The organism is Streptomyces glaucosporus, from assembly GCF_039533345.1.
In the GTDB taxonomy this organism is placed as follows: domain Bacteria; phylum Actinomycetota; class Actinomycetes; order Streptomycetales; family Streptomycetaceae; genus Streptomyces; species Streptomyces glaucosporus.
In genome coordinates this window covers 80,709-107,562 of the sequence record NZ_BAAATJ010000011.1, presented here as the reverse complement: position 1 = coordinate 107,562, position 26,854 = coordinate 80,709, and the positions used below count along the sequence as shown (strand labels likewise).

The window sequence follows — 26,854 nt, the reverse complement described above, 5'->3', positions numbered from 1 at the left end:
GCGCCCGCGGCGCGGCGGCCACGGCCGCCGCGCCGCACCGCTGCCGGGCGCACCGCCGGCCCGGTCCGGAAAGGCGCGGTCAGCCGGCGGGCGTCCTCTCCGGGTGGCGGCGGGCCGCCCACAGGGAGCGGACACGGGCGAGGTGGCGGCGCGTGCACGCCTCGGCCGCGTCCGCGTCGCCCGCGAGGATCAGGTCCAGCAGTTCGCCGTGCTCCCGCGCGGACTCCACCAGCACCCGCGTCCCGCCGAAGCCGCCGAGCCCGTGGAGGCGGGAGCGCCGGCGCAGGTCGGCCACCGTGTCGACCAGGCGGGGGTTGCCCGCCAGGGCGAGCAGGCCCAGGTGGAAGCGGTGGTCCGCGTCCAGGAAGGCGGCGAGGTCGCCGGCGCGGGCCGCGGCCGCGGTCTCCTCGGCGACCGGCCGAAGCTCCTCCAGCCGCCCGGGGTCCGCCTCCCGGGCGATCCGGCCGACGGTGGGGACCTCTATCAGGGCGCGGACCTCGGTGAAGTCGTCCAGGTCCCGTTCGGTCGCCTCGGTGACCCGAAATCCCTTGTTCCGGACGGTTTCCACCAGTCCCTCCCGGGCCAGGTCCAGCATGGCCTCGCGGACGGGGGTGGCCGAGACCCCGTACTCGGCGGCCAGGGCTGGAGCGGAGTAGACCGTGCCGGGCCGCAGCTCGCCCGCCATCAGGGCGGCGCGGAGGGCCTTCGCCACCTGGTCCCGCAGGGAGTCGTGCGCCGGGACGGGTCTGCCGGGCCCGCCGGTCCTGGCGTCGTTCATGCGTTCCCCTCCGTGGCTGCCTGGCCCTCAGCGTAGGGCGTTCCGCCGGGCGCCCCGGAGCGGCCTCCCCGGTCCGCGCGCCGGCGGCGCGGCCGGGCGGCACTCCGGATGGCCGGCTCGCCGCTCCCGGCTGCGGGCCGGCCGGCCGGGGCGCGCGGAGACGCCGCCGCGGTCGGTCGCCTCCACGCTCGTCCCCGCGGCACCTGGCCGAACCGTCGGGGACTGCTCCTCCCCTCCCGGCGGTCCCGGGGCACGGGTGCGCGGGAGGGGGTCAGCGGCGGGGTTTGGTCTCGTAGCGGGGGCCGAGGTCGGGGCTGCCGCCCTCCTGGACCTCGGTGGCCAGCCTGTGGACGGTCACCAGGTCGTGGAGCAGCACCCGGGTCCTCTCCTCCGGCAGGCCCGCCGCGCGGGAGACGTCCTGGAGGTGGACGGCCCCGTCGGGGTTCTTCTCCTCCTCGGCCGTCAGGGCGCGGAAGACCTTCTCGTGCTCCTCGCCGTACGGCGGTGCGCCGCGCCCGGTGAACGTGCGGCCCGTGTCCCCGGCCGGCCGGGCGCCGCCGCCCTCGGGGCTCCGTGATCCCTGCTTGCCCTGGTGGCGGGTCTCCAGCTTCTCCTCGTGGGTGATCGAGGACCGGCCGGTGAGGTGCGTGCGCTGCTTGGACGCGCCGGTCGTCTCGCCGTGCGCGCTGGGCTGCTCGCCGGCGCGTTCGGCCTCCCGCGCCGCCGCGCGCTTCTGGTCCTCGTCGCCCTCCATCTTCCTGCTCACGGAGGTTCCTCCCTTCGGTTGCTCCGCCCGGTCGTCGTGCACGTGTGCCGCCGGCCGTTCCCGGCCGTCCTCAGCGGTCCAGTTCGTCCTCCACGGGGGGCTTGGGCGCGTCCCTCAGGTGCTGCGAGAGGCCCGGCTTGCCGCCCTTGCGCGCCTGCTCTGCGTGCTGCGAGGCGCTGTGGCCGAGGTCGGAGTCGGGGTCGACCCGGACCGAGCGAGCCACCTCGTCGCGGTTGTCGTACCGCTCCTGCGGGATGGCGCGCAGCGCCTTGATGGCCTCGTCGGAGGCGCCCCCGGTCCGCGCGGCCCGCAGCAGTTCGTCCTTGTCGGCCGGGAAGTCGACGTCCTTCAGAGACCTGAGGATCTCCTGTACGTCCGTGTGAGCCATGCCGGGCGAGTGCCCTGCGCTCCCCCGGGAAAACCGCGAAGCGCAACAAAGCGCAATAAGAGGGACAAAAGCCATGGAGTGCCGTCGGGTGGGGCGGGCGCTTCCGGTGCGCCGGGCGGTCGGCGGGTTCCCCGCGGCGGCGGGCCCGCCCGGGCCGGCGCGTGCGCCGCCGGCCCGGGCGGGCCCGGAGGGCGTCTCAGCCGTCTCCGGCCGTGTCCCCGGCGGAGGCCGGGGCGGACCGCGTGGTCCACAGGAAGGTGACCGTCACCCAGCCGTTGTCCCGCAGTCCGACATTGTGGAAGGTGCCGTCGGCGAGGTCGATGCCGGCCGGGTTGAGCACGCGGCGGCCGAAGCCGTCCCGTCCGCCGTTGTGGCCGTCCTGGTAGGCCGCCTGGGCCTGAGGCCTGCCCCGCGGCAGGTCGCGGAAGGTCTCGCGGACCGAGGAGGGGTTCCAGTAGTCGTCGCGGATGTTCCAGGGGCCGACGTCCCACACGGGGGCCGTCTCGCAGCGGACCGGGCCGCAGACCCGCACCGAGTACTCCCGGCCGCCCTTGCGCGACAGCCCCCGCCGCGAGGGCAGGGCCACGAAGTGGTCGTCGGGCCGGATGACGTGCCCGTTGGCGGTGGTGTGGCCGACCAGGCCCTCACGGGTGGCGAAGACCCGGGCGGTGTACGCCGCCGCGGCCGCGGTCTCCCGCGGGGCGTCCGGGTCCGTGTCGGCGCTCAGCTCCAGGCCGCGCACCGCCAGTCTCCCCGTGGCGTCCGTCAGGGTCAGCCGGACCTCGACCTCGGTGACGGCGCGCGGGAGGAGGGCCGCGGTGGTCTCGTCGTCGCCCGCCTCGCGCCACTCGGTCCAGGGGTCCGCGCCGCCGTCGCGGCCCCGGACCTCCACGGTGATCGCGGCGCCGCCGGGCACGTCGGCGGCGGGCTCGGCCCATACCCGGTCGGCCGGCCGGTCGAGCGCGTGCGGCGCGAGGACCTGGACGCCGTGGCCGCCCCCGGCCCGGGCAGAGCCGTCGAGGGGTTCGGCGCCCGTCGTCCGGAGCGCCCCGTCGGTGTGGCGGACGCCGGTGTCGTCCGCGTCCACGACGGTCAGGTCCGCCGTCCAGGTGTGGACGGGTTCGGCGGCGGTGTCCGCGGGGGGCGCGGCGGTCAGGGCCGGCGCGAGGCACAGCAGCGCCACGGCCGGCAGGGTCGTCGTACGGGGGAGTCGGTTCGTTGTGCGGTGGGGGGTCATGCGCGAAGCGCGCATCGCAGTCCTCCGGTTCGGGCCGCGCGCCCCGCCCCGTGGGGAGGCCGGACGCGCGGCGGGGTCGCGGAAGCCTCCGCGCCGGCCGGTGGACGGCCCGTGGCGGCTTCCGCGGTGTGTGCTGGAAAAGAAGGCGGGGCGGTCGTCACCGGTGGTCCGGTGACGACCGCCCCGCCGCAGGGGCCCGTCCCGCCTTACGCGGCCGAGCCGGCCTTCTGGCGCGCCGCCCAGAACTCCTCGAAGGAGAGCAGGCCGTCACCGTTGCCGTCGTGCTGGTCTATCAGGGTCTGGGCCAGCTCCACGGTGACGTGGTAGTCGCCCATCTCGCCCATGACCTGCCGGAACTCGGCCGCGGTGATCAGGCCGTCCTTGTCCACGTCGAACCGGTCGAAAGCCTTGCGCGCAGCTTCGATGTCGGCCATCGAGAAACGTTCCTCCCGTTGTGCGGTCGTGACGCGCACACCCTAACCGGCCGCATCGTCCGCCACAGGGGGAACGGGGGCCACTCGAGGCAGCACCCGCCACACCAGCACCGAGCGCGCGGGCACCCCGACCGTCTCGCCCGCCGGGTGGACCGTGCCGGGCGCGGCGTCCTGCTCCTCCCGCGTGGTGTCCACGAGCAGCTCGTACGCCCGTCCCCACGGCGGGCCGGGCAGCCGGAACTCCCCGTCGCGGTGGTCGGCGTGGAGGAGGACCAGGAAGCTGTCGTCCACCACCGGGTCGCCCTTCGCGTCGCGCTGCGGGATGTCCCTGCCGGACAGGTACATGCCCAGCGTGGCGCCGGGGGCGTACCAGTCGGGTTCGGTCATCTCCTTGCCGCCGCCGGTGAACCAGGCCAGGTCGCGCAGCCCCTCGGGGCCGTACGCCCGGCCCGAGAAGAAGGCCCGGCGCCGCAGCACCGGGTGGGCGCGGCGCAGTGCGATCAGCCGGGAGGCCAGGTCGAACAGGGCCCGCCAGCCGGGCTCCTCCAGCAGCGACCAGTCGACCCAGCCGGTCTCGTTGTCCTGGCAGTAGGCGTTGTTGTTGCCGCCCTGGGTGCGGCCCATCTCGTCGCCGGCCACCAGCATCGGCACCCCGGTGGACAGCAGCAGGGTGGTGAGCAGGTTCCGCAGCTGCCTGCGCCGCAGGGCCAGGATCCCCTCGTCGCCGGTCTCGCCCTCCGCGCCGCAGTTCCACGAGCGGTTGTCGTTCGTGCCGTCCCGGTTGTCCTCGCCGTTGGCCTCGTTGTGCTTGTGCTCGTAGCTCACCAGGTCGCGCAGGGTGAAGCCGTCGTGCGCGGTGACGAAGTTGACCGACGCGTACGGCCGCCGCCCGCCCCAGGCGTACAGGTCGCTGGAGCCCGACAGCCGGTACCCCAGGTCGCGGACGTCCGGCAGGGCGCCCCGCCAGAAGTCGCGGACGGTGTCCCGGTAGCGGTCGTTCCACTCCGTCCACAGCGGCGGGAAGGCGCCGACCTGGTAGCCGCCCGCGCCGACGTCCCAGGGCTCGGCGATCAGCTTCACCCGGCGCAGCACCGGGTCCTGGGCGATGACGGCCAGGAACGGGGAGAGCATGTCCACGTCGTGCATGGAGCGGGCCAGCGCGGCGGCCAGGTCGAAGCGGAAGCCGTCCACGCCCATCTCCTGCACCCAGTAGCGCAGCGAGTCGGTGATCAGCCGCAGCACCTGGGGCTGGACGACGTGGAGGGTGTTGCCGCAGCCGGTGTAGTCGGCGTAGCGGCGGGGGTCGTCGGCCAGCCGGTAGTAGCCGCGGTTGTCGATGCCGCGCAGGGAGAGCGTGGGCCCGAACTCGCTGCCCTCGGCGGTGTGGTTGTAGACCACGTCGAGGATGACCTCGATTCCGGCGGCGTGCAGCGCGCGGACCATCCGGCGGAACTCCCCCACCTGCTGGCCGCGCGTGCCGGACGCGGCGTACGCGGCGTGCGGCGCGAAGTAGCCGATCGAGTTGTAGCCCCAGTGGTTGCGCAGGCCCCGGCGCAGCAGGTGGTCCTCGTGCGCGAACTGGTGCACCGGGAGCAGCTCGACGGCCGTCACGCCCAGCTTCGTCAGGTGCTCGATCGCGGCCGGGTGCGCGAGTCCGGCGTAGGTGCCGCGCAGCTCGGGCGGGATGTCCGGGTGGCGCATGGTGAAGCCGCGCACGTGGAGCTCGTAGATGACCGAGTCGGCCCAGGGGACCTTGGGCCGGCGGTCGTCGATCCACTCGTCACCGGCGTCGGCGCCCGCGCCGAGGGCCGAGTCGACGACGACGCCCTTGGGCACGTACGGCGCCGAGTCGTGCTCGTCGCGGACGGTGTCGGCCAGGTGGGGCTGCGGCCAGTCGCGGACGTGGCCGTAGACCTCCGGCGGCAGGGAGTACTCGCCGTCCACCGCGCGGGCGTACGGGTCGAGCAGCAGCTTGGCGGGGTTCCAGCGGGCGCCCGTCCAGGGGTCCCAGCGGCCGTGGACCCGGTAGCCGTACCGCTGGCCGGGGCGGACGCCGGGGACGAAGCCGTGCCAGATCTCGTGGGTGTGCTCGGTCAGCGGGCAGCGCGTCTCGTTGCCGTCGTCGTCGAAGAGGCAGACCTCGACGGCCTCGGCGCCGGCCGACCACAGCGCGAAGTTGGTGCCCTCCACCCCGCCGGGGCCGATGTGGTGGCGGGCTCCCAGCGGCTGGGGGCGGCCGGGCCAGACGGTCGCCGTCGCGGGGCCGGCGGACGTCCGCCCGCCGGTCGCCGTCCCGGCGCGTGCCTGCTGCTCGGGTGCGCTCGACACATCCGACACGTTCTGCCTCCGGCGGCTCGCGGCTCGGACTGACACGGCGGCCGCACGGCGTCCCGGCCGTCCGTCCCCGTATCCCGGTCTTGCAGGAGTGTGCCCGTTCGAACCGCTCGCCTCACCCCCGTGATCGGCGCCCCTGTGATCGGCGGCTCCCGCCGTCCCCGGCGGGGGCGGCGGGGAGGCCCCTGGACCGCACACCGTTAACGGCGGCTAACCTGCCCGCATGACTGTGACTCTTGAGGTCGCCGAGGGCGTCGGCACCATCCGACTCGACCGTCCGCCCATGAACGCGCTGGACATCGCCACCCAGGACCGGCTGCGCGAGCTGGCCGGGGAGGCGTCGGACCGCGACGACGTGCGGGCCGTGATCCTCTACGGAGGGGAGAAGGTGTTCGCGGCGGGCGCGGACATCAAGGAGATGCGCGAGATGGACCACGCGGCGATGGTCGCCAGGTCCCGGGCGCTCCAGGACTCCTTCACCGCCGTGGCCCGCATCCCCAAGCCGGTGGTGGCCGCCGTGACCGGCTACGCGCTGGGCGGCGGCTGCGAGCTCGCGCTGTGCGCCGACTACCGGATCGCCGCCGACAACGCCAGGCTCGGCCAGCCGGAGATCCTGCTCGGCCTGATCCCGGGTGCGGGCGGCACCCAGCGGCTGGCCCGCCTGGTCGGCCCGTCGAAGGCCAAGGACCTGATCTTCACCGGGCGCCATGTGCGCGCGGACGAAGCCCTGGCGATCGGCCTGGTGGACCGGGTGGTGCCCGCGGCCGAGGTCTACGAGCAGGCGCACGCCTGGGCGGCGAAGCTGGCCAAGGGGCCGGCCATCGCGCTGCGGGCGGCCAAGGAGTGCGTCGACGCCGGTCTGGAGACGGACATCGACACCGGGCTGGCCGTCGAGCGCTCCTGGTTCGCCGGGCTGTTCGCCACCGAGGACCGGGAGATCGGCATGCGCAGCTTCGTCGAGGAGGGACCGGGCAAGGCGAAGTTCCGCTGACGGTCCGGCCCGCCGGACGGGCTCCGAGGACGCGCGGGGCGGCCTGCGGGCCGCCCCGCGCCCCCCGTCCCGGCGCCCCGGGGCGCACAACCGGGGCGCGCTCCGTAGCGCGCCGGAACCCCCTTTCCCCCGATGGGTAGGGGATTCCCTCAGTCCGGCCCCGAGGCGGGTGCCCGGCGGCCATGATGGGGCCATGGCGGGACTCGACACGGCGTGCGCGGCGCCGACACCGGAGGACGGGCCGGCCCCCTCGGCGCCCGGCGGGATCGGTGATCCGACCGTCGGGGAAGTACGGCTGCCCAACCTCCCCGAGTCCGCGCGCACCGCGCGCGGACTCGCCCGGGCCGCCCTGTCGGACCGGTGGGGGCTGCCCGAATCCGTCACCGAGGACACCGTGCTCCTCGTCTCCGAACTGGTGGGCAACGCCATACGGCACACCGGGGCCCAGAGCCTGGGGCTGAGGATGCACCGGCGGCGCGGCCTGGTCCGCGTCGAGGTGCGCGACCCCTCGCGCGGGCTGCCGTGCCTGCTGCCCGTCCACGAACTCGACGTCAGCGGGCGCGGGCTGTTCCTGGTGGACCGCCTCTCCGACCGGTGGGGCGTGGACCTGCTGTCGCACGGCAAGACCACGTGGTTCGAGATGCGGACCGGGGAGCGCTGAGGCGCCCCGCCCGCACCCCCGTCCGCGGCCCGCCGCGGCCCATCCGAGCCTCCTGCCTCGGCGGACGCCTCAGCGGACGGCGTACCGCTGCGCGCCGGCCCGGCGGCGCCGGTCGTTGCACAGCAGGCACTTGCCCCACCCCGGCGGCAGCGGGTCCTCCTTGTCCCCGTAGAGCGGGTCCACGGCCCCGCGCGGATGCTCCCGGCAGCCCGTGCCGCCGAGGTCGTCGCCCAGTGCCCGGGCCGCGTCCAGCGCCCGGCGCAGCGCGTCCACCAGCGCGGCCGTCTGCTCCGCCGAGGGCTCGCCGTCCAGCGCGAAGGCGATGTCGGACGCGGTGTGCAGTGCGGTCTGCAGCTCTCGTACCTCTGCCTGACTCATGGTGCGCAGCGTAGGCGCCCCCACCGACAACCCGCGGCGGAGCGTGGCTCCCCGCAAACCGCTGGACGCGGCCGATTGGTCCAGTCCAGACTCCCCGAGGTGTGAGAGCACCCCGCCCCTCCCGCCGCCCCGCCGCCGTCCCCGCACCCGTTCCCGGCGGCGGACTCCCGGGCCGCCTGTGGTCCCGCGGCCTCCTGCTGTTCCTCACCGCCCGGGCCGTCGCCATGCTGGGGGACGCGATGCTGCCCGTCGCGCTCTCCGCGGGCCTGCTCCACCACGGGATGGGCGCGGGCCACATCGGCCTGGCCATGGCCTCCTTCACCGTCTGCTTCGCGGGGTTCGTCGTCTTCGGCGGGGTGTTCTCGGACCGCTTCGACGCCCGGACCCTGATGGTCGGCTCCGATCTGGTGCGGGTGTGCACCCAGTCGCTGACCGCCGTGCTCTTCCTCACCGGGAACGTGGTGCTCTGGCAGATCTGCCTGATCGGCGCGGTCAACGGCGTGGCCGCCGGAACGTTCCAGCCCGGCGTGGCCCGCGTCCTGCCCCAAGTGGCGCGGGACGTGCAGGGCGCCAACGGCGCGGTCCGCACGGCCGAGTCCCTGGCGATGCTCGCCGGGCCCGCGCTCGCCGGGACGGCCGTCGCGGTGTCCTCCGCCGGCGGGGTGTTCGCCGCCCACGCGGCCACCTACGCCCTGAGCGCCCTGTGCCTGGTGCTGTTGCGGCCGCCCCCGGCGGGCGGCGCGGCGGGGGCCGGGCCGGGAGGGCGGGCGTCCTACCGGGCCGACCTGGCCGAAGGGTGGCGGGAGTTCCGGTCCCGGACCTGGATGTGGGGTGTCATCCTCCTGTGGATGGTGCTGATGGTCACCGTCACGGGGCCCCTGGTGCCGCTCACCGCCACCGAACTCATCTCAGGCCACGGCGAGCGGACGTACGGGCTGGTCAACTCGGCGCTGGGCGCGGGCACCGCGGTCGGCGGGCTGCTGGCGATGCGCATACGCCCCCGCCTCCCGCTGCGCGCTGGGGCGCTGGCGCTCCTGGGCTACGGGCTCTTCCCGGCGGCGGTGGGCGCGCAGCTCCCGCCGGCGGCGATCGCGGCGTGCACGGCCGTCTCGGGGGCGGCGATCGGGTTCTGGGGCGTGATGTGGGCGACCAGTGTGCAGACCCAGGTGCCCGAGGCCGTCCGGGGACGCGTCCACGCCTACGAGGTGGCCGGTTCCCTGTCGATGCTCCCGGTGGGCCAGGCGCTGGCGGGTCCGGCCGCCTCCCTGTTCGGCGCCCGTCCCGTGCTGCTGGCGGGCGCCGCGGCGGCCGTGCTGGTCAGCGCGGCGCTGCTGTCGGTGCCGGCGATCCGGAACCTGCGCCGGGCGGAGCGGTAGACGCGGCACGGACGGGGCCGGAAGGGGGCGGGCCGCCGGTTCCGGAAGGGAGTGGGCCGTCAGTCCTACGGCGGAAAACCGAGTGTGGCCGGTCAGGGGTGAACCGTAGTCTCACTCGTGATGTCTGCCACCGCCACGGATCCCCCGCTGCCCGACTCGCCCGCCCCCGGCACCGCCGCTCCCGGGTCCTCCCCGGGTGACGCCGGCCGTTCCTCCGTCCGCTCCCTGCTGCGGCTGTGGCCCTATGTGCGGCCCGTGCGGGCCCGGCTGTTCACGGCGGCGTTCGTCGCGGTCGTCGCCTCCTGCCTGGGCCTGGTCATCCCGCTGGTCCTGAAGTGGATCGTGGACGGCCCGATCGCCCGCCGCGACACGGACGGGGTGTGGCTGGGCGGCGCGCTGCTGCTGGCCGTCGGCGTGCTGGAGGCGCTGCTGTTCGGTCTGCGGCGCTGGCTGGTGGCCCGTCCGCTGGCCGGTGTGGAGGCCGCGATGCGCGCGGACCTGTTCCGGCACCTGCAGCGGCTGCCGGTCTCCTTCCACGACCGCTGGGCGAGCGGCCAGCTGCTGTCCCGCGCCACGGCGGACCTCCAGCTGCTGCGCATGTTCCTGGCCTTCCCCCTCACCTTCCTGCTGGTCAACGCCACCACCATCCTCGTCGGCTTCGGCGTCCTGATGGTCCAGGAGTGGACGCTGGGCCTGGTGCTGCTGCTGCCCGTGGTGCCGCTGATGCTGCTCTGCTCGGTCTTCGAGGCGCGGTACTCGCTGGCCGCGCGCCGGGCGCAGGACCAGATCGGCGATCTGACGACGGTCGTCGAGGAGTCCGTGCTCGGCATCCGGATCATCAAGGGCTTCGGCCGCCACCGCAGCCAGGCCCGCGCCTTCCGGGCGCTCTCCCGCCGGCTGCTGGACACCGAGCTGCGCAAGGCGCGGCTGCTGGCGGGCATCTGGGCGGTGATCATGACGCTGCCGGAGCTGGCCATCGGCGCCGCCCTGGTGCTGGGCACGGTCCAGGTCGCCGACGGGGAGCTGTCGGCGGGAACCCTGGTCGCCTTCCTCACCACGGCCCTGGCGCTGCGCTGGCCGGTGGAGTCGATCGGCTTCCTGCTGGCGATGAGCAACGAGGCGGCGACGGCGACCGACCGCTACTTCGAGGTGATGGACGAGCCCGTTCCGCCGGACACCCTCACCGTAAGCACCGGCAGCACCGGCAGCACCGGAAGCGGCCCCGCGCCGGGCGCCCCGCCGTCCGCCCCGGCGGCACGGCCCGCCCCGGCGGACGGGATCCGCTTCGAGCGGGTGGTCTTCCGCCACCCGGACGCGCCGCCGGACGCCCCGCCCGTGCTGGACGGCGTCGACCTGCACATCCGTTCCGGCGAGACCGTGGCGCTGGTCGGCGCCACCGGCAGCGGCAAGACCACGCTCACCGCCCTGATCCCCCGGCTCCACGAGGTCACGTCCGGCCGGATCACCCTCGACGGCCGGGACATCGCGGCGCTGGGCCGCGACGAGCTGCGTTCGCTGGTCGCGGTCGCCTTCGAGGAGCCCACGCTGTTCTCCGCCTCCGTGCGGGAGAACGTGCTGATGGGCGCGGAGGGGGCGAGCGAGGAGGACCTGGAGCGCGCCCTGCGGGTCGCCCAGGCCCGGGAGTTCGTGGACGCGCTGCCGCAGGGCGTGGACACCCAGGTCGGCGAGCAGGGCCTGAGCCTGTCCGGCGGCCAGCGGCAGCGTCTGGCCCTGGCCCGCGCCGTGGTCGGCCGTCCCCGCTTCCTCGTCCTGGACGATCCGCTCTCGGCGCTCGACGTCCACACCGAGTCCCTGGTGGAGGCCGCCCTGCGGGAGGTGCTGGCCGGCACCACCGCCCTGGTGGTGGCGCACCGGCCCTCCACCGTGCTGCTGGCCGACCGGGTCGCACTGCTGTCGCGGGGGCGGATCGCCGCCGTCGGCACCCACCACGAGCTGCTGCGCTCCAACGCCGAGTACCGCCATCTGATGTCCGGCGAGCAGCGCCAGGAGGAACGATGACCGCCACCGTCACCGAACCGCCCTTCGAGGGGTCCGAGGAGGCGGACGGCCAGGGCGGCGGGTCCGCCGCGCCGTCCGATCCCTTCGACCGCGACACGCTGCCCGCGCCGAAGGGCGCCTCGCGCCGGCTGCTCGGCTCCCTGCTGCGCCCGCACCGGGCGCGGGTGGCCGTGGCCGCCGTCCTGCTGCTGCTCCAGCAGGCCGCCGTGCAGGCCGGGCCGCTGCTGGTCGCGTACGCCATCGACCGCGCCGTGCCCGCCCTGCGCGACGGCGACCACGGCCCGCTGGCCGTCGTGGCGGCCGGCTACGCGCTGTGCTCGCTGTCCTCGGGCGGTCTGCAGTACGCCTTCGTCCGGGCCGCCGCCCGGATCAACCAGAGCGTCCTGCTGGAGCTGCGGGGCCGGATCTACCGGCACGCCCAGGCGCTGAGCGTGGACTTCCACGACCGCTACACCTCCGGCCGGCTGATCTCCCGGGCCACCACCGACGTGGAGTCGCTGCGCGAGCTGCTGGACGAGGGCCTGCAGGAGCTGCTGGGCGTGATCCTGTCGGTGGTGTACATCTGCGCGATGCTGTTCTGGCTCGACCTCGGCCTGGGCGGCGCGGCGCTGCTCTCCTTCGTCCCGCTGTCCCTGCTCGTGCAGAACTTCCGGCGCCGCTCGATGCGCGTCTACAGCCGGAGGTCCACGGCCATGGCGGCGGTGATCGTGAAGTTCGTGGAGACGGTGAACGGCATCCGCCCGGTGCAGGCGTTCCGCCGCGAGCGGGCGGGCGACGCGGAGTTCGGCAGGCTCAACGACCGGCACCTGCGCCTCAACGGCGACTCGATCCTGGAGATGGCCCGCTACGTGGTCTCCTCCCGGCTGGTCGCCAACACCGCGGTGGCCGCCATCGTGCTCTGGGGCGCCCACCGGGTGGCGTCCGGCGCGCTGGAGCTGGGCGTGCTCGCCGCGGCGGCGCTGTACCTGCGGCGGCTGTACGACCCGATCGACCGGCTGGGGATGTTCCTCAACTCCTACCAGTCGGCGGCGGCGTCCCTGGAGAAGATCGCCGGGCTGCTGGCCCAGGTCCCCTCCGTCCCCGAGCCCGTCCGTCCCCGGCCGCTGCCGGAGCGGTCCGCCGGCATCCCCGGCCGCTCGGTGGTGTTCGAGGGCGTGAGCTTCGCCTACCGCACGGGCGGCGAGGTGCTGCCCCGCTTCGACCTGGAGATCCCGGCCGGCCAGACGGTGGCGGTGGTCGGTGCGACGGGCGCGGGCAAGTCCACGCTGGCCAAGCTGCTCGCCCGGTTCTACGACCCCACCGGGGGACGGGTGCTGCTGGACGGCACCGACCTGCGGGACCTGGCCGCGCCCGAGCTGCGCCGCGGTGTGGTGATGGTGACCCAGGAGGCGTTCCTGTTCTCGGGCACGGTGGCGGAGAACATCGCGATCGGCCGTCCGGACGCCTCGCGGGAGGAGATCGAGCGGGCGGCGAAGGCGATCGGCGCGCACGACTTCATCGCCGCCCTCCCCGAGGGGTACGACACCGACGTCCGCAAGCGCGGCGGCCGCATCTCCGCCGGCCAGCGGCAGTTGGTGGCCTTCGCCCGCGCGCTGCTCGCCGATCCGGCCGTGCTCATCCTGGACGAGGCGACCTCCTCGCTGGACGTGCCCGGTGAGCGCGCGGTCCAGCAGGCCATGGCCACGGTCCTGCGCGGCCGCACCGCGATGGTGATCGCCCACCGGCTGTCGACGGTGGAGGTCGCCGACCGGGTCCTGGTGATGGACGCCGGCCGCATCGTCGAGGACGGCCGGCCGGCCGATCTCATCGCGGGCACCGGCCGCTTCGCGGGGCTCCACCGGGCCTGGCGCGACAGCCTCGCCTGATCCGGGCCCGGGGTTCCCGGCGGCCCCCGGCGGCGCGCCGGGGGCCGGGGCTCCGGGTCCGGCCGCCGGGGTCCCGCTTGCCTCCGGCCTGCCGCCGTGTCATATCGCCGGTGTGTTCCGGCCGTTCCCTTTCCGTTCGCTGAGCGAACGCAGGTTTTCCGACATCGGACGGATTCCGGCCATTCTTTTGATCTGCCCCTGACAAGGACGGGGATCCGGTGCCACTCTCTCCACGCCGTGCACGGGCATCCCCCCACGAGAACCCCACCCCTCTCCAGGCACCCCGGTCTCTGCACCGCTCTCCAGTGAGGAGCACAGCGTGATACGCAGATCCACTCCCCGCAGACGGGCCTCCGCCGCCGGCGCCCTCGTCGCCGCATCGGCTCTCCTGGCCGTCGGACTCCAGGCGCAGACCTCCACCGCCGCCCCGGCGGCCCAGGCCGCCAGGCCCGACCCCGGCGCCCTGGCCGTCGAGCTCTCCCCCGCCCAGCGGGCCGGACTCCTGAAGGAGGCCGAGGCCGGCAGCGACGCCACCGCCAGGGCCCTGGGACTCGGCTCCAGGGAGGAGCTCAAGGTCCGCGACGTCGTCAGGAACGCCGACGGCACCGTCCACACCCGCTACGAGCGCACCTACGACGGCCTGCCCGTCCTCGGCGGCGACCTGGTCGTCGAGGAGTCACCGGACGGGAGGATCGCCGAGGTCACCAGGGCCACCGCGGCGAAGATCGCCGTCGCCTCCACCGACGCGCCCGCCGCGAAGAAACCGCGGAAGGCGTCCGCCGAGGGCAGCACCGCCCCCCGCAAGGTGATCTGGGCGGCCGACGGCAGGCCGGTGCTCGCCTGGGAGCGGGTGGTCGGCGGCACGCGGGACGACGGCACCCCCAGCGAGCTCCACGTCGTCACCGACGCCGCCACCGGGAGGAAGCTCGCCGAGTGGGAGGGCGTCCACACCGGCACCGGCGAGAGCATGTACAGCGGCCGGGTCACCCTGGGCACCAGCGGCTCGGGCGCCTCGTACACCCTGACCGACGCCGCCCGCGGCGGCCACAAGACCTACGACCTGAACGGCGCCACCTCCGGCACCGGCACGCTGTTCACCGACGCCGACGACGCCTGGGGCAACGGCCTGCCCTCCAACCGCCAGACCGCGGGCGTGGACGCCCACTACGGCGCGGCCCTGACCTGGGACTACTACAAGGAGGTCCACGGCCGCAACGGCATCCGGGGCGACGGGAAGGCCCCCTACTCCCGCGTCCACTACGGCAACGCCTACGTCAACGCCTTCTGGACCGACTCCTGCTTCTGCATGACCTACGGCGACGGCGCGGGCAACGCCAAGCCGCTGACGTCCATCGACGTGGCCGCCCACGAGATGACCCACGGCCTCACCTCCAACACCGCGGGCCTTCGGTACAGCGGGGAGTCCGGCGGCCTCAACGAGGCGACCTCCGACATCTTCGCCGCCGCCGTGGAGTTCCGGGCCGCCAACGGCACGGACGTCGGCGACTACCTGGTCGGCGAGAAGATCGACATCCGCGGCAACGGCACCCCGCTGCGCTACATGGACAGGCCCAGCAGGGACGGCAGCTCCAAGGACTACTGGTACTCCGGCATCGGCAGTGTGGACGTCCACTACTCCTCGGGCCCGGCCAACCACTTCTTCTACCTGCTCAGCGAGGGCAGCGGCGCCAAGACGATCAACGGCGTGAGCTACGACTCGCCGACCTACGACAACAAGCCGGTGACCGGCATCGGGATCGCCGCCGCCGAGAAGATCTGGTTCAAGGCGCTCACCGAGAAGATGACCTCCACCACCGACTACGCGGGCGCCCGCACCGCCACCCTGTCGGCCGCGGCCGACCTGTTCGGCGCGGACAGCGTCCAGCACAAGGCCGTCGCCCACGCCTGGGCCGCGGTCAACGTCGGCTCCCGGCCCGACGACGGCGGGGGCGACCCCGGAGACCCCGGGAACAACGTCTTCGAGAACACCGACGACCACCGGATCCCGGACCCGGGCACCGTCGAGTCCCCGATCGCCGTCACCAGGACCGGCAACGCGCCCGCCGCGCTGAAGGTGACCGTGAACATCGTCCACACCTACCGCGGCGACCTGCGCATCGACCTGGTCGCCCCGGACGGGACGGCCTACCGGCTGAAGAACACCTCGTCGGACTCGGGCGACAACCTCCAGACGACCTACACCGTCGACGCCTCCTCCGAGAGGGCGAGCGGCACCTGGAAGCTCCGCGTCCAGGACGTCTACCGCTACGACTCCGGCTACATCGACAGCTGGAGGCTGACCTTCTGACACCGCGGGGAGCCGGGCCGCCGGCGCGGCTCCCCGCCGTCGGCCCGCCGTCCGTCCGCCGCCCTTCCGGGAAGGGCGGCGGACGGACGCGCGGCTCAGCGCATCAGCACCCCGGCGGCCTCACGGGCGCCGAGGTCGTCCGGCGGCAGGGCCACCAGGCCCAGTTCGGCCGGACTCGCCAGCAGCGGGTGCGCGGGCAGGACGCGGACGGTGTAGCCGAACGGACCGGTGCGGTCCAGCGCGAGCGGCCCCTCGTACAGCCAGCTCCCGTCCTCCCCGGGCCCGTCGGACGCCTTGAGCGGCACCCGGACGGCGTCCGCGCCCGTGATGGAGTCCGACTCGTCCACCCGTCCGGCGACCGCCTGCACCTCCACGTCGCCCGGCTCCAGGCCGCCGAGGGCCACCCTCACCCGCAGCGCCAGCGAACCGCCCAGCTCCACGGACTCGCACGCCGACTCCACGTGGTCGATCGCCACGTGCGGCCAGGCGGCCCGCACCCTCGCCTTCCACTCGGCCAGCCGGCCCGCCGTGGAGACGTCCAGCGCCCGGTGGGCGCGGGCGGCGGGGGCGTACAGCCGCTCGACGTACTCGCGCACCATCCGGTCGGCGAGCACCTTCGGGCCCAGGCGGCGGAGCGTCTGGCGGACCATCTCGATCCACCGCTCCGGCAGCCCCGAACCGGCCGGCCCCCGGTCGTAGAAGCAGGGCGCGACGTGCTCCTCCAGCAGCTCGTACAGCGCCGCGGCCTCTATGGCGTCGCGCCGCTCCCGGTCCTCCAGGCCGTCGCCGAGCGGCCCGTCCCCGACCGTGCCGCCGTCCGCCGTGGGGATGGCCCAGCCGAAGTCCGGCTCGTACCACTCGTCCCACCAGCCGTCCAGCACCGAGAGGTTGAGGCAGCCGTTGAGCGCCGCCTTCATCCCGGAGGTGCCGCACGCCTCCAGCGGGCGCAGCGGGTTGTTGAGCCAGACGTCGCAGCCGGTGTAGAGCCGCTGCGCCATGCCCATGCCGTAGTCGGGCAGGAAGACGATCCGGTGCCGCACGCGCGGGTCGTCGGCGAAGCGCACCAGCTCCTGGATCAGCCGCTTGCCCCCGTCGTCGGCCGGGTGCGCCTTGCCCGCGACGACGAACTGGACCGGCCTGCTCGGGTGCAGCAGCAGGCCCATGAACCGCTCGCGGTCGCGCAGCATCAGCGTGAGCCGCTTGTAGGAGGGGACGCGCCGCGCGAAGCCGACGGTGAGCACCTCCGGGTCCAGGACGCCGTCGATCCAGCCCAGTTCGGCGCGGGAGGCGCCGCGCTGCCGCCAGGAGTCGTACAGCCGCCGGCGCACCTCGTGGACGAGCTGCTCGCGCAGGGTGCGGCGGAGGTCCCACAGTTCGGCGTCGGTGGGGTCGTCGCGCAGCGCCCGCACCTCGTCGGCGGTCCAGGTGGGGGCGTGGACGCCGTTGGTGACGGAGGTGATGGGCACCTCGACGGCGTCGAAGCCCGGCCACAGCCCGGCGAACATCTCCCGGCTGACCGCGCCGTGCAGCGTGGAGACCCCGTTGGCGCGCTGGGCGAGGCGCAGGCCCATGACGGCCATGTTGAACAGGCCGGGCGCGCCGCCGGGGTAGGTCTCCGTGCCCAGCCGCAGCACCTCCTCCACGTCCACGCCGGGCAGTTCGCCGTCGTCGCCGAGGTGGCGGGCCACCAGGTCGCGGTCGAAGCGGTCGATCCCGGCGGGCACGGGGGTGTGGGTGGTGAACACCGTCCCGGCGCGCACGGCCTCCAGGGCGGTGTCGAAGGGGACGCCCCGCTCGCTGAGTTCGCGGATGCGCTCCAGGCCGAGGAAGCCCGCGTGCCCCTCGTTGGTGTGGAACACCTCCGGTTCGGGGTGGCCGGTGATGCGGCAGTACGCGCGCACCGCCCGCACTCCGCCGATGCCCAGCAGCATCTCCTGGAGCAGCCGGTGTTCGCTGCCGCCGCCGTAGAGCCGGTCGGTGACGTCCCGTTCGCGGGGGGCGTTCTCCTCCACGTCCGAGTCCAGCAGCAGCAGCGGCACGCGGCCGACCGCCGCCTGCCAGACGTGGGCGCGCAGGGTGCGCCCGCCGGGCAGCCTCAGGTCCACGCGGGCCGGGGCGCCGCCGGGTTCGCGCAGCAGTTCCAGCGGCATCTCGTTGGGGTCCAGGACGGGGTAGTGCTCCTGCTGCCAGCCGTCCCGCGACAGGCTCTGCCGGAAGTAGCCGTGCCGGTACAGCAGTCCCACGCCGATGAGCGGGACGCCGAGGTCGCTGGCGGCCTTGAGGTGGTCGCCGGCGAGGATGCCGAGTCCGCCGGAGTACTGGGGCAGGGCGGCGGTGATCCCGAACTCGGGCGAGAAGTAGGCGACGGCGGCGGGCGGTTCGCCCTCCGCCCTCTGGTACCACCGCGGTTCGGTCAGGTAGTCCTGCAGATCGCCGGCGACGACGGCGAGGCGGCGCAGGAAGCCGCGGTCCTGCGCCAGTTCGCGGAGCCGCCCGGGGGGCACGGCCCCCAGCAGCCGCACCGGGTCGCCGGCGGCGGCCCGCCAGCCGTCGGGGTCGACGGCCCGGAACAGCTCTCTGGTCTCGGTGTGCCAGGACCAGCGCAGGTTGCGCGCAAGGTCGCTGAGAGGTCGTAGGGGATCCGGAAGGACGGGACGTACGGAGAATCGACGAATGGCCTTCACATCTCGACGGTAGCGGGATCAGTGTGCTTTTCGCCCCATCACCGGGAATCGCGTCTCGAACTGTCCCGTACACGCATATGCTGGGACTCAGTGCCACAACACGCCCGCATTACCGGCACCCGGTGCCGCAGGGAGGGCGCGGAGTCCCGGACCCGCCGCCCCCGCGACACCTCCGTCACGCCTGTGCGCGCCTACGTACCGGTAGTTCACATTCCACCGGATTTCCCTTCCCATCCCCGTGGGCAGGTTCTTTTTCTGACGGCCCTTCCGGGGCACCCGCACACGACAACCGTCACGCCACCCGAGTGAAAGCGGACAGGAGCGGCCATGCCCGCGACCCGTAAGCGGTCTGTGGAACAGATAGAAAGAGCAAAACCGCCCATAACGCCCCCAGGTGAGCCCATGATCGGTCGCATTCCCGTACTGGACGTCAACCCGCTCGTCGACTGCGGACGCCGCCCGGCGAAAGCCGTGGTCGGGGAGACCTTCCAGGTCTCGGCCACGGTCTTCCGCGAAGGGCACGACGCGGTCGGCGCCAACGTGGTGCTGCGCGACCCCAGCGGACGCTCCGGCCCCTGGACCCCGATGCGCGAACTGGCGCCCGGCACCGACCGCTGGGGCGCCGAGGTGACCCCCGACGCGGAGGGCCGCTGGACCTACAGCATCGAGGCGTGGGGCGACCCGATCTCCACCTGGCGGCACAACGCCGGAATCAAGATCCCGGCCGGGATCGACACCGAACTGACCTTCGCCGAGGGCGCGGCGCTCCACGAGCGGGCCGCCGCAGGAGTCCCCAAGAACGAGGGACGGGCGGCGGTCCTGGACGCGGTGGACGCCCTGCGCGACGTCTCCCGCCCGGTCGCCGCCCGGCTGGCGGCGGCCCTGGCACCGGAGGTGACGTCCGTGCTGGACCGCCACCCGCTGCGCGAGCCGATCACCGCCACGCGCCCCCTGCCGCTGCTGGTGGAGCGGAAGAGGGCGCTGTTCGGCTCGTGGTACGAGTTCTTCCCGCGTTCGGAGGGCGCGGTCGTGAAGGAGGGCGAGCCGCCCGTCCCCGGCACCCTGCGCACGGCCGCCGAACGGCTGCCCGCGGTGGCCGCGATGGGCTTCGACGTGGTCTACCTCCCGCCGATCCACCCCATCGGCGAGTCGTTCCGCAAGGGCCCCAACAACTCCCTCACCGCGGGCCCCCACGACGTGGGCAGCCCGTGGGCCATCGGCTCGTCCGCCGGCGGCCACGACGCGATCCACCCGGACCTGGGCACCTTCGAGGACTTCGACCACTTCGTGGCCCGCGCCCGCGACCTGCGGATGGAGGTCGCCCTCGACTTCGCCCTCCAGTGCTCCCCCGACCACCCGTGGGTCAAGGAGCATCCGGAGTGGTTCCACCACCGCCCCGACGGCTCGATCGCCTACGCCGAGAACCCGCCGAAGAAGTACCAGGACATCTACCCCATCGCCTTCGACGCGGACTTCTCCGGCATCGTCGAGGAGACCCTGCGCGTCCTGCGGCTGTGGATGGACCACGGTGTGCGGATCTTCCGCGTGGACAACCCGCACACCAAGCCGGTCGTCTTCTGGGAGAAGGTGATCGGCGAGATCAACCGGACCGATCCCGACGTCATCTTCCTGGCCGAGGCGTTCACCCGGCCCGCGATGATGCACACCCTCGCGAAGATCGGGTTCCAGCAGTCCTACACCTACTTCACCTGGCGCAACGGCAAGGACGAGCTGACCGAGTACCTCACCGAGCTCTCCGGCGACGCCGCCTCCTACATGCGGCCGAACTTCTTCGTCAACACCCCCGACATCCTCCACGAGTACCTCCAGCACGGCGGCCGCCACGCCTTCGAGGTGCGGGCGGTGCTCGCCGCCACCCTCTCCCCCACCTGGGGCGTCTACGCGGGCTACGAACTGTGCGAGTCGACGCCGGTGCGGCCGGGCAGCGAGGAGTACCTTGACTCCGAGAAGTACCAGCTGCGCCCCCGCGACTGGGCCGCCGCCGAACGGTCGGGCGCCACCATCACGCCCCTGATCACCGAGTTGAACCGGCTGCGCCGCCGCCACCCGGCACTGCAGCATCTGCGCAATCTGCGCTTCCACCGCTCCGACAATCCGGCGATCATCGCCTACTCCAAGCGCAGCACGCGTCCGTACGCCGACACGGTTCTCACGGTGGTCAACCTCGACCCCCACCACACCCACGAGGCCACGGTCTCGTTGAACCTGGCGGAACTCGGTCTCACGCCCGCGCAGGAGGGCGGCGCCGAGCTTTTCCCGGTGCGCGACGAGCTCACCGGCGAGACCTATCACTGGGGCAGGGACAACTATGTGCGCCTCGAACCGGGCCGTGCCGCGGCGCCGGCGCACATCCTCACCCTGCGACCGTCCTCACAGACCGGAGGGTCACCCAACCATGACCGTCAATGAACCCGTCATCGACACGTTCGAGGACACGCCCGCCAAGGACCGCGATCCGGAGTGGTTCAAAAGGGCCGTCTTCTATGAAGTGCTGGTCCGGTCCTTCCAGGACAGCAACGGCGACGGCATCGGCGATCTGAAGGGCCTCACCGCCAGGCTCGACTACCTCCAGTGGCTGGGCGTGGACTGCCTCTGGCTGCCGCCGTTCTTCAAGTCCCCCCTGCGGGACGGCGGCTACGACGTCGCGGACTACACCTCCGTCCTCCCGGAGTTCGGCGACCTCGCCGACTTCGTGGAGTTCGTGGACGCCGCCCACCAGCGCGGCATGCGGGTCATCATCGACATGGTCATGAACCACACCAGCGATCAGCACCCGTGGTTCCAGGAGTCCCGCCGCGACCCCGACGGCCCGTACGGCGACTACTACGTGTGGGCCGACGACGACAAGAAGTACGCCGACGCCCGCATCATCTTCGTGGACACCGAGGTGTCCAACTGGACCTTCGACCCGGTGCGCAAGCAGTACTACTGGCACCGCTTCTTCTCCCACCAGCCGGACCTGAACTACGAGAACCCGCGGGTGCAGGAGGAGATGATCTCGGCCCTGCGGTTCTGGCTGGACCTGGGCATCGACGGCTTCCGGCTGGACGCGGTCCCCTACCTGTACGCCCAGGAGGGCACCAACTGCGAGAACCTGCCGGCCACCCACGAGTTCCTCAAGCGGGTCCGGGCCGAGATCGACGCCCACTACCCCGACACGGTGCTGCTGGCCGAGGCCAACCAGTGGCCGGAGGACGTCGTCGACTACTTCGGCGACTACTCCAAGGGCGGCGACGAGTGCCACATGGCGTTCCACTTCCCCGTCATGCCGCGGATCTTCATGGCGGTGCGCCGCGAGTCGCGCTACCCGGTCTCCGAGGTCCTGGCCAAGACCCCGGCCATCCCCTCGGGCTGCCAGTGGGGCATCTTCCTGCGCAACCACGACGAGCTGACGCTGGAGATGGTCACCGACGAAGAGCGCGACTACATGTACGCGGAGTACGCCAAGGACCCGCGGATGCGCGCCAACATCGGCATCCGGCGCCGGCTCGCCCCGCTGCTGGACAACGACCGCAACCAGATCGAGCTGTTCACCGCCCTGCTGCTGTCCCTGCCCGGCTCGCCGATCCTGTACTACGGCGACGAGATCGGCATGGGCGACAACATCTGGCTGGGCGACCGGGACGCGGTGCGCACCCCCATGCAGTGGACCCCCGACCGCAACGCGGGCTTCTCCTCCTGCGACCCCGGCCGGCTCTTCCTGCCCACGATCATGGACCCGGTCTACGGGTACCAGGTCACCAACGTCGAGGCCGCCATGAGCAGTCCCTCGTCGCTGCTGCACTGGACCCGGCGGATGATCGAGATCCGCAAGCAGAACCCGGCCTTCGGGCTGGGCTCGTACACCGAGCTGCCCTCGTCCAACCCCGCCGTGCTCGCGTTCCTGCGCGAGTACGGGGACGACCTCGTGCTGTGCGTGAACAACTTCTCGCGCTTCCCCCAGCCCACCGAACTGGACCTGAACACCTTCAGCGGGCGCCACCCGGTGGAGCTGATCGGCGGCGTGCGCTTCCCGCCCATCGGGGAGCTGCCGTACCTGCTGACGCTGGCGGGGCACGGCTTCTACTGGTTCCGGCTGCGGAAACAGGCCTGAGGCGGAGGCGGCGGCCCGGGAAAGACCGGAACACAGGTTAGTCCCGGGCCGCCGTGGGCAGCATTTCCATCACCACCGACGGGGACGGTCAGTCGAGTTCACTAGCCCGGTTGGTGGGTACTCCCCGACACGTCCCGCACCGCCGGACAGCCACAGCCGCAATCCGGGACACTCTGCCGTACCTTTCGTGTGCCCGGGGAAAGGACGCCATGTCGGACAGCTCCTCGCCCCGCGCCGCCGTCGTCGCCACGCGCGAGTCCGGGGGCGCGGCGCTGCTGCGTTCGCTCACGCCACTGCTCACCGAATGGCTTCCGCGACAACGCTGGTTCGCCGGAAAGGGGCGGCCCGTCAGCGGGTTCGCCCTGGTCGCCGCCACCGAGCTGCTGCCGTGCACGAGCGGAGCCGCGCCGGGTCTGCTCCACCTCCTCGTCCGGGCCCAGCAGCCCGGCGGGCCGGAGCAGGCCCATCCCGCCCCCGCCGACTGCTACCAGTTGCTGCTCGGCGTGCGCCCGGCCCTGCCGCCCCCGCTCGCGGGCTCCCTGATCGGCCACCCCGCCGACGGGCCGCTGCGCGGCCGCACGGTGTACGAGGCGCTGCACGATCCGCGGCTGGCCGCCGTGCTGCTGGAGCGGCTGCGCTCCCCCGGCCGGCTCGGTCTCCTGCGCTTCCAGCGCGAACGCGGCACCGTCATCCCCTCCGGACTGCCGCCCCGGCCGCTGAGCGTGGAGCAGTCGAACTCCTCGGTGGTCTACGGCGACCGGTACATCCTCAAGCTGTTCCGCCGCGTCAGCCCCGGCGTCAACCCGGACCTGGAGCTGCCGCTCGCCCTGGCGAGGGCGGGGTCGGACCGGGTGCCCGCGCCCGCCGCGTGGTTCGAGGCGCAGCCCGGCGGCGAGGCCGGCGAGCCGATGACGCTGGGCGTGCTCCAGCCCTTCCTGCACGGCACCAGCGACGGCTGGCAGCTCGCGCTGCGCTCGCTGGCGGCCCACGGCGACTTCACCGGCGCCGCGCGGACCCTGGGCCGGGCGGTCGCCGAGGTCCACACCACGCTCGCGGACGCGCTGCCGGTCACCGCGCTGCGCCGCCGCCAGCTGGAGTTCATCGCCTCCGGCATGAACGAGCGGCTGGAGGCCGCGGCCGCCTCCGTGCCCGCCCTGCGTCCGTACCGGGGCCGGCTGCACGCCGTCTTCAACGCCGTCGCCGACCTCGGCCACAGCGGACGGACCTGGTCCGCCCAGCGGATCCACGGCGACCTCCACCTGGGCCAGGCGCTGTGCGCGGGGGACACCGACCGGTGGTCGATCATCGACTTCGAGGGCGAGCCCGCCCGCCCGATCGCCGAGCGGCGCCGGCCGCAGCCGGTGGTGCGGGACATCGCGGGCATACTGCGCTCGTTCGACTACGCGGCGTGCCAGCACGCCCGGAGCTCCTCCGGCGACGCCGAGTGGGCCCGGGAGTGGGCCGAGAAGAATCGTGACGCCTACTGCTCCGGCTACGCCGACGCGTCCGGCTCCGACCCGCGCGACGAGGACGTGCTGCTGCGCGCGTACGAGACGGACAAGGCCGTCTACGAAGTCCTGTACGAGGCCAGGCACCGCCCCGCCTGGCTCGCCATCCCGATGTCCGCCATCCACCGGCTCGCGGACACCTGAACGACTCTGCGCACCAGGAGGCCTCTTCCGTGACCCCCCGTCCTGACAGCCGACCGCTCCCCGACGCCTCTCCGCGGCCCGTCCGCACCAGCGCCCAGGACGAGGGCGCCGCCTCCGCCGCACCCTCCGGGCCGGTGGCTCCGGAGGGTGCGGCGGAGGCGGCGAAGCCCGCCAGGGCCGCGAAGAGCACGGCGAACGCCGGGAAGACCCCGGCGAAGAAGGCGCCCGCCAAGACGGCCGCCAAGAAGACGGCCAAGGCCGCCGCGAAGAAGACGGCCAAGACGGCCAAGACGGCCGCGGCGAAGAAGACCTCGGCCGGGAAGGCCGCCGCGAAGAAGAGCCCCGCCAAGAAGAGCCCCGCCAAGACGGCCGCCGCCAAGCGGGCGCCCGCGGGGAGGGGTCCCGCGGAGGACGCCGGGAGGGCCGCCGCGCGGATCCCCGCCGCCTCCCCCGAGCCGATCGCCCCGGAGCAGACCGAACCGCTCAAGGACCACGCCGCCAACTGGCCCGGCGCCCGTCCGCCCGCCCCCCGCAGGAGCGGGGACGCGCCGTCCGCGCACACGGTGCGGCCGGCCGCGCCGCTGGACCCCGGCGAGCGGCAGCGCCTGCTCCACGGCACCCACCACGACCCGCACGCGGTGCTCGGCGCGCACCGGACGCAGGGCGGGGTGCTGTTCCGCGCGCTGCGCCCGTACGCCCGCGCGGTCGCCGTCCTCGTCGGGGGGATGCGGGCCGAGCTGCACGACGACGGCGACGGGCTGTTCTCGGGGCTGCTGCCCCTGGCGGAGGAGCCCGCCGTCCCCCCGTACCGGCTGCTGGTGCGGTACGGCGAGAAGCCCGGGGCGGACGAGATCGAGACCGAGGACCCCTACCGCTTCCTGCCCGCCATCGGCGAACTGGACCTGCACCTGATCGGCGAGGGCCGCCACGAGGAGCTGTGGCGGGCGCTGGGCGCCCGCCCCATGGTCCACGCCGGGGTGGCCGGCACCCGCTTCACCGTCTGGGCGCCCAACGCGCTGGGGGTGCGGGTCGCCGGGGACTTCAACTACTGGGACGGGACGGCCTTCCCCATGCGCTCGCTGGGCGGCAGCGGCGTGTGGGAGCTGTTCCTGCCCGGCGTCAAGCCGGGCGCGCTGTACAAGTTCGACATCACCCGCCCCGACGGCTCCCACACCCTGCGCGCCGACCCGATGGCCCGCCGCACCGAGGTGCCGCCCGCCACCGCCTCGGTCGTGGAGGAGTCGGAGTACGTCTGGCAGGACGGGGAGTGGATGGCGCGCCGCGCCGGACGCGTCCCGCACCAGGAGCCGCTGTCGGTCTACGAGGTGCACCTGCCGTCCTGGCGTCCCGGTCTGACCTACCGCGAACTGGCCGAGCAGCTCCCGGCGTACGTCAAGGACCTCGGCTTCACCCACGTGGAGCTGATGCCGGTCGCCGAGCACCCCTTCGGGGGCTCCTGGGGCTACCAGGTCACCGGCTTCTACGCGCCCACCGCGCGGATGGGCACGCCCGACGACTTCCGGTACCTGGTCGACCGCCTCCACCAGGAGGGCATCGGCGTGCTGATGGACTGGGTGCCCGCGCACTTCCCCAAGGACGACTGGGCGCTGGCCCGCTTCGACGGCACCGCGCTGTACGAGCACTCCGACCCGGCCCGCGCCGAGCACCCGGACTGGGGGACGCTGGAGTTCAACTTCGGCCGCACCGAGGTCCGCAACTTCCTGGTCGCCAACGCGGTCTACTGGTGCGAGGAGTTCCACATCGACGGCCTGCGGGTGGACGCCGTCGCCTCGATGCTCTACCTCGACTACTCCCGCGAGCCCGGCCAGTGGACCCCCAACCCCCACGGCGGGCGGGAGAACCTCGAGGCGGTGTCCTTCCTCCAGGAGATGAACGCCACCGTCTACCGCCGCTGCCCGGGGGTGATCACCGCGGCCGAGGAGTCCACCGCCTGGGACGGCGTCACCCGCGCCACCCACCACACCGGGCCGGGCGGCTTCGGCGGGCTGGGGTTCGGCTTCAAGTGGAACATGGGCTGGATGCACGACTCCCTGGAGTACATGGTCAAGGAGCCGGTCCACCGCAAGTACCACCACAACGAGATGACGTTCTCCATGGTGTACGCCTACTCGGAGAACTACATCCTGCCGATCTCCCACGACGAGGTGGTCCACGGCAAGCGGTCGCTGGTCTCCAAGATGCCCGGCGACTGGTGGCAGCAGCGCGCCAACCACCGCGCCTACCTGGGCTTCATGTGGTCCCACCCGGGCAAGCAACTGCTGTTCATGGGGCAGGAGTTCGCCCAGGGGGCGGAGTGGTCGGAGGCGCACGGACCGGACTGGTGGCTGCTGGACCCGGCGTACTCCGCCGCGGGCGACCACCAGGGCGTCCGCGATCTGGTCCGCGACCTCAACCACGTCTACACCGGCACGCCCGCGCTGTGGGAGCGGGACACCGACCCGGCGGGCTTCGCGTGGATCGAGGGGGCCGCGGCCGACGACAACGTCTTCGCGTTCCTGCGGTTCGCCGCCGACGGGACCCCCCTGGTCGCCGTCTCCAACTTCTCCCCGGTGGTCCGCCACGACTACCGGCTCGGCGTGCCGGAGGAGGTCCCGGCCTGGCGGGAGGTCCTCAACACCGACGCGGCTCGGTACGGCGGCAGCGGTGTGGGCAACCCGGAGCCGCTGAAGACCGACTCCGTCCCGGCCCACGGCCGCCCGGCCAGCATCGCCCCGACGCTGCCGCCGCTGGCGACGGTCTGGCTGGTCCCGGCCTGAGCCCCCGGCTCTCCGGCCCTCCGGCCCCGTGGAGCGGGAGGGCCGCGAGACGGCCGCACGGCCCTGTCCGGGGGAGACAGGGCCGTGCGGTG

18 protein-coding genes are annotated in these 26,854 nt (G+C 73.7%); 10 read left to right on the top strand and 8 right to left on the bottom strand.

Going from position 1 to position 26,854, the window contains the following annotated elements; genetic code table 11:
- Window positions 1-79 precede the first annotated feature (79 nt).
- The 6 genes from ABD358_RS14175 to glgX form a co-directional block, all read right to left on the bottom strand.
- Window positions 80-778: a GntR family transcriptional regulator gene (locus ABD358_RS14175; protein ID WP_344631337.1), complete on the bottom strand. Its 699-nt coding sequence runs from the start codon at window positions 776-778 to the stop codon at window positions 80-82.
- Window positions 779-1,049: 271 nt separating this feature from the next.
- A complete protein-coding gene (locus ABD358_RS14170; protein WP_344631336.1) occupies window positions 1,050-1,544 on the bottom strand; it encodes a hypothetical protein in 495 nt (164 codons plus the stop codon).
- 70 nt (window positions 1,545-1,614) lie between these two features.
- Entirely contained in the window at window positions 1,615-1,932 is a 318-nt protein-coding gene (locus ABD358_RS14165; RefSeq protein WP_344631335.1) for a DUF2795 domain-containing protein, read from the bottom strand.
- A gap of 196 nt (window positions 1,933-2,128) precedes the next feature.
- Window positions 2,129-3,115 (bottom strand): hypothetical protein, encoded by a 987-nt coding sequence (locus ABD358_RS14160; protein WP_344631334.1) that lies wholly within the window; start codon window positions 3,113-3,115, stop codon window positions 2,129-2,131.
- Between the two features lie 260 nt (window positions 3,116-3,375).
- A complete protein-coding gene (locus tag ABD358_RS14155; protein ID WP_344631333.1) occupies window positions 3,376-3,603 on the bottom strand; it encodes an EF-hand domain-containing protein in 228 nt (75 codons plus the stop codon).
- 42 nt (window positions 3,604-3,645) lie between these two features.
- Window positions 3,646-5,931, bottom strand: coding sequence for a glycogen debranching protein GlgX (gene glgX, locus ABD358_RS14150; RefSeq protein ID WP_344631332.1), 2,286 nt, complete (start codon window positions 5,929-5,931; stop codon window positions 3,646-3,648).
- A gap of 229 nt (window positions 5,932-6,160) precedes the next feature.
- Between glgX and ABD358_RS14145 the strand changes: the two genes are divergently transcribed.
- Both ABD358_RS14145 and ABD358_RS14140 read left to right on the top strand, forming a co-directional pair.
- Window positions 6,161-6,928, top strand: a complete 768-nt coding sequence (locus ABD358_RS14145) for an enoyl-CoA hydratase/isomerase family protein (protein WP_344631331.1) — start codon at window positions 6,161-6,163, stop codon at window positions 6,926-6,928.
- Window positions 6,929-7,121: 193 nt separating this feature from the next.
- Window positions 7,122-7,589: an ATP-binding protein gene (locus tag ABD358_RS14140; RefSeq protein ID WP_344631330.1), complete on the top strand. Its 468-nt coding sequence runs from the start codon at window positions 7,122-7,124 to the stop codon at window positions 7,587-7,589.
- A 69-nt stretch (window positions 7,590-7,658) separates the two neighbouring features.
- On the opposite strand, the gene ABD358_RS14135 is transcribed toward ABD358_RS14140, so the two are convergent.
- Window positions 7,659-7,967 (bottom strand): hypothetical protein, encoded by a 309-nt coding sequence (locus tag ABD358_RS14135; RefSeq protein WP_344631329.1) that lies wholly within the window; start codon window positions 7,965-7,967, stop codon window positions 7,659-7,661.
- A gap of 101 nt (window positions 7,968-8,068) precedes the next feature.
- Between ABD358_RS14135 and ABD358_RS14130 the strand changes: the two genes are divergently transcribed.
- The 4 genes from ABD358_RS14130 to ABD358_RS14115 all read left to right on the top strand — a co-directional run bounded on the left by ABD358_RS14130 (window position 8,069) and on the right by ABD358_RS14115 (window position 15,535).
- Window positions 8,069-9,343, top strand: coding sequence for an MFS transporter (locus ABD358_RS14130; protein WP_425576321.1), 1,275 nt, complete (start codon window positions 8,069-8,071; stop codon window positions 9,341-9,343).
- Window positions 9,344-9,463: 120 nt separating this feature from the next.
- Entirely contained in the window at window positions 9,464-11,362 is a 1,899-nt protein-coding gene (locus ABD358_RS14125; RefSeq protein ID WP_344631328.1) for an ABC transporter ATP-binding protein, read from the top strand.
- On the top strand, window positions 11,359-13,227 hold the full coding sequence (locus ABD358_RS14120; protein WP_344631327.1) for an ABC transporter ATP-binding protein: 1,869 nt from the start codon (window positions 11,359-11,361) through the stop codon (window positions 13,225-13,227). The genes ABD358_RS14125 and ABD358_RS14120 overlap by 4 nt, the downstream gene beginning before the upstream one ends.
- A gap of 319 nt (window positions 13,228-13,546) precedes the next feature.
- Complete coding sequence (locus ABD358_RS14115; protein WP_344631326.1) at window positions 13,547-15,535, top strand: M4 family metallopeptidase; 1,989 nt, start codon at window positions 13,547-13,549, stop codon at window positions 15,533-15,535.
- A 95-nt stretch (window positions 15,536-15,630) separates the two neighbouring features.
- Here ABD358_RS14115 and glgP read toward each other — a convergent pair whose 3' ends face one another.
- The gene (gene glgP, locus ABD358_RS14110; RefSeq protein ID WP_344631325.1) at window positions 15,631-18,219 is read right to left on the bottom strand and encodes an alpha-glucan family phosphorylase; all 2,589 of its coding nucleotides are present in this window, start codon (window positions 18,217-18,219) and stop codon (window positions 15,631-15,633) included.
- Window positions 18,220-18,621: 402 nt separating this feature from the next.
- On the opposite strand from glgP, the gene ABD358_RS14105 reads away from it, so the two are divergent.
- The 4 genes from ABD358_RS14105 (at window position 18,622) to glgB (ending at window position 26,762) form a co-directional block, all read left to right on the top strand.
- A complete protein-coding gene (locus ABD358_RS14105) occupies window positions 18,622-20,649 on the top strand; it encodes an alpha-1,4-glucan--maltose-1-phosphate maltosyltransferase (protein ID WP_344631324.1) in 2,028 nt (675 codons plus the stop codon).
- On the top strand, window positions 20,636-22,333 hold the full coding sequence (gene treS / locus ABD358_RS14100) for a maltose alpha-D-glucosyltransferase (protein WP_344631323.1): 1,698 nt from the start codon (window positions 20,636-20,638) through the stop codon (window positions 22,331-22,333). Before ABD358_RS14105 ends, treS begins: the two co-directional genes overlap by 14 nt.
- 209 nt (window positions 22,334-22,542) lie before the next feature.
- Complete coding sequence (locus ABD358_RS14095; protein WP_344631322.1) at window positions 22,543-23,985, top strand: maltokinase N-terminal cap-like domain-containing protein; 1,443 nt, start codon at window positions 22,543-22,545, stop codon at window positions 23,983-23,985.
- A 29-nt stretch (window positions 23,986-24,014) separates the two neighbouring features.
- Entirely contained in the window at window positions 24,015-26,762 is a 2,748-nt protein-coding gene (gene glgB / locus ABD358_RS14090) for a 1,4-alpha-glucan branching enzyme (RefSeq protein WP_344631321.1), read from the top strand.
- Window positions 26,763-26,854: the final 92 nt, after the last annotated feature.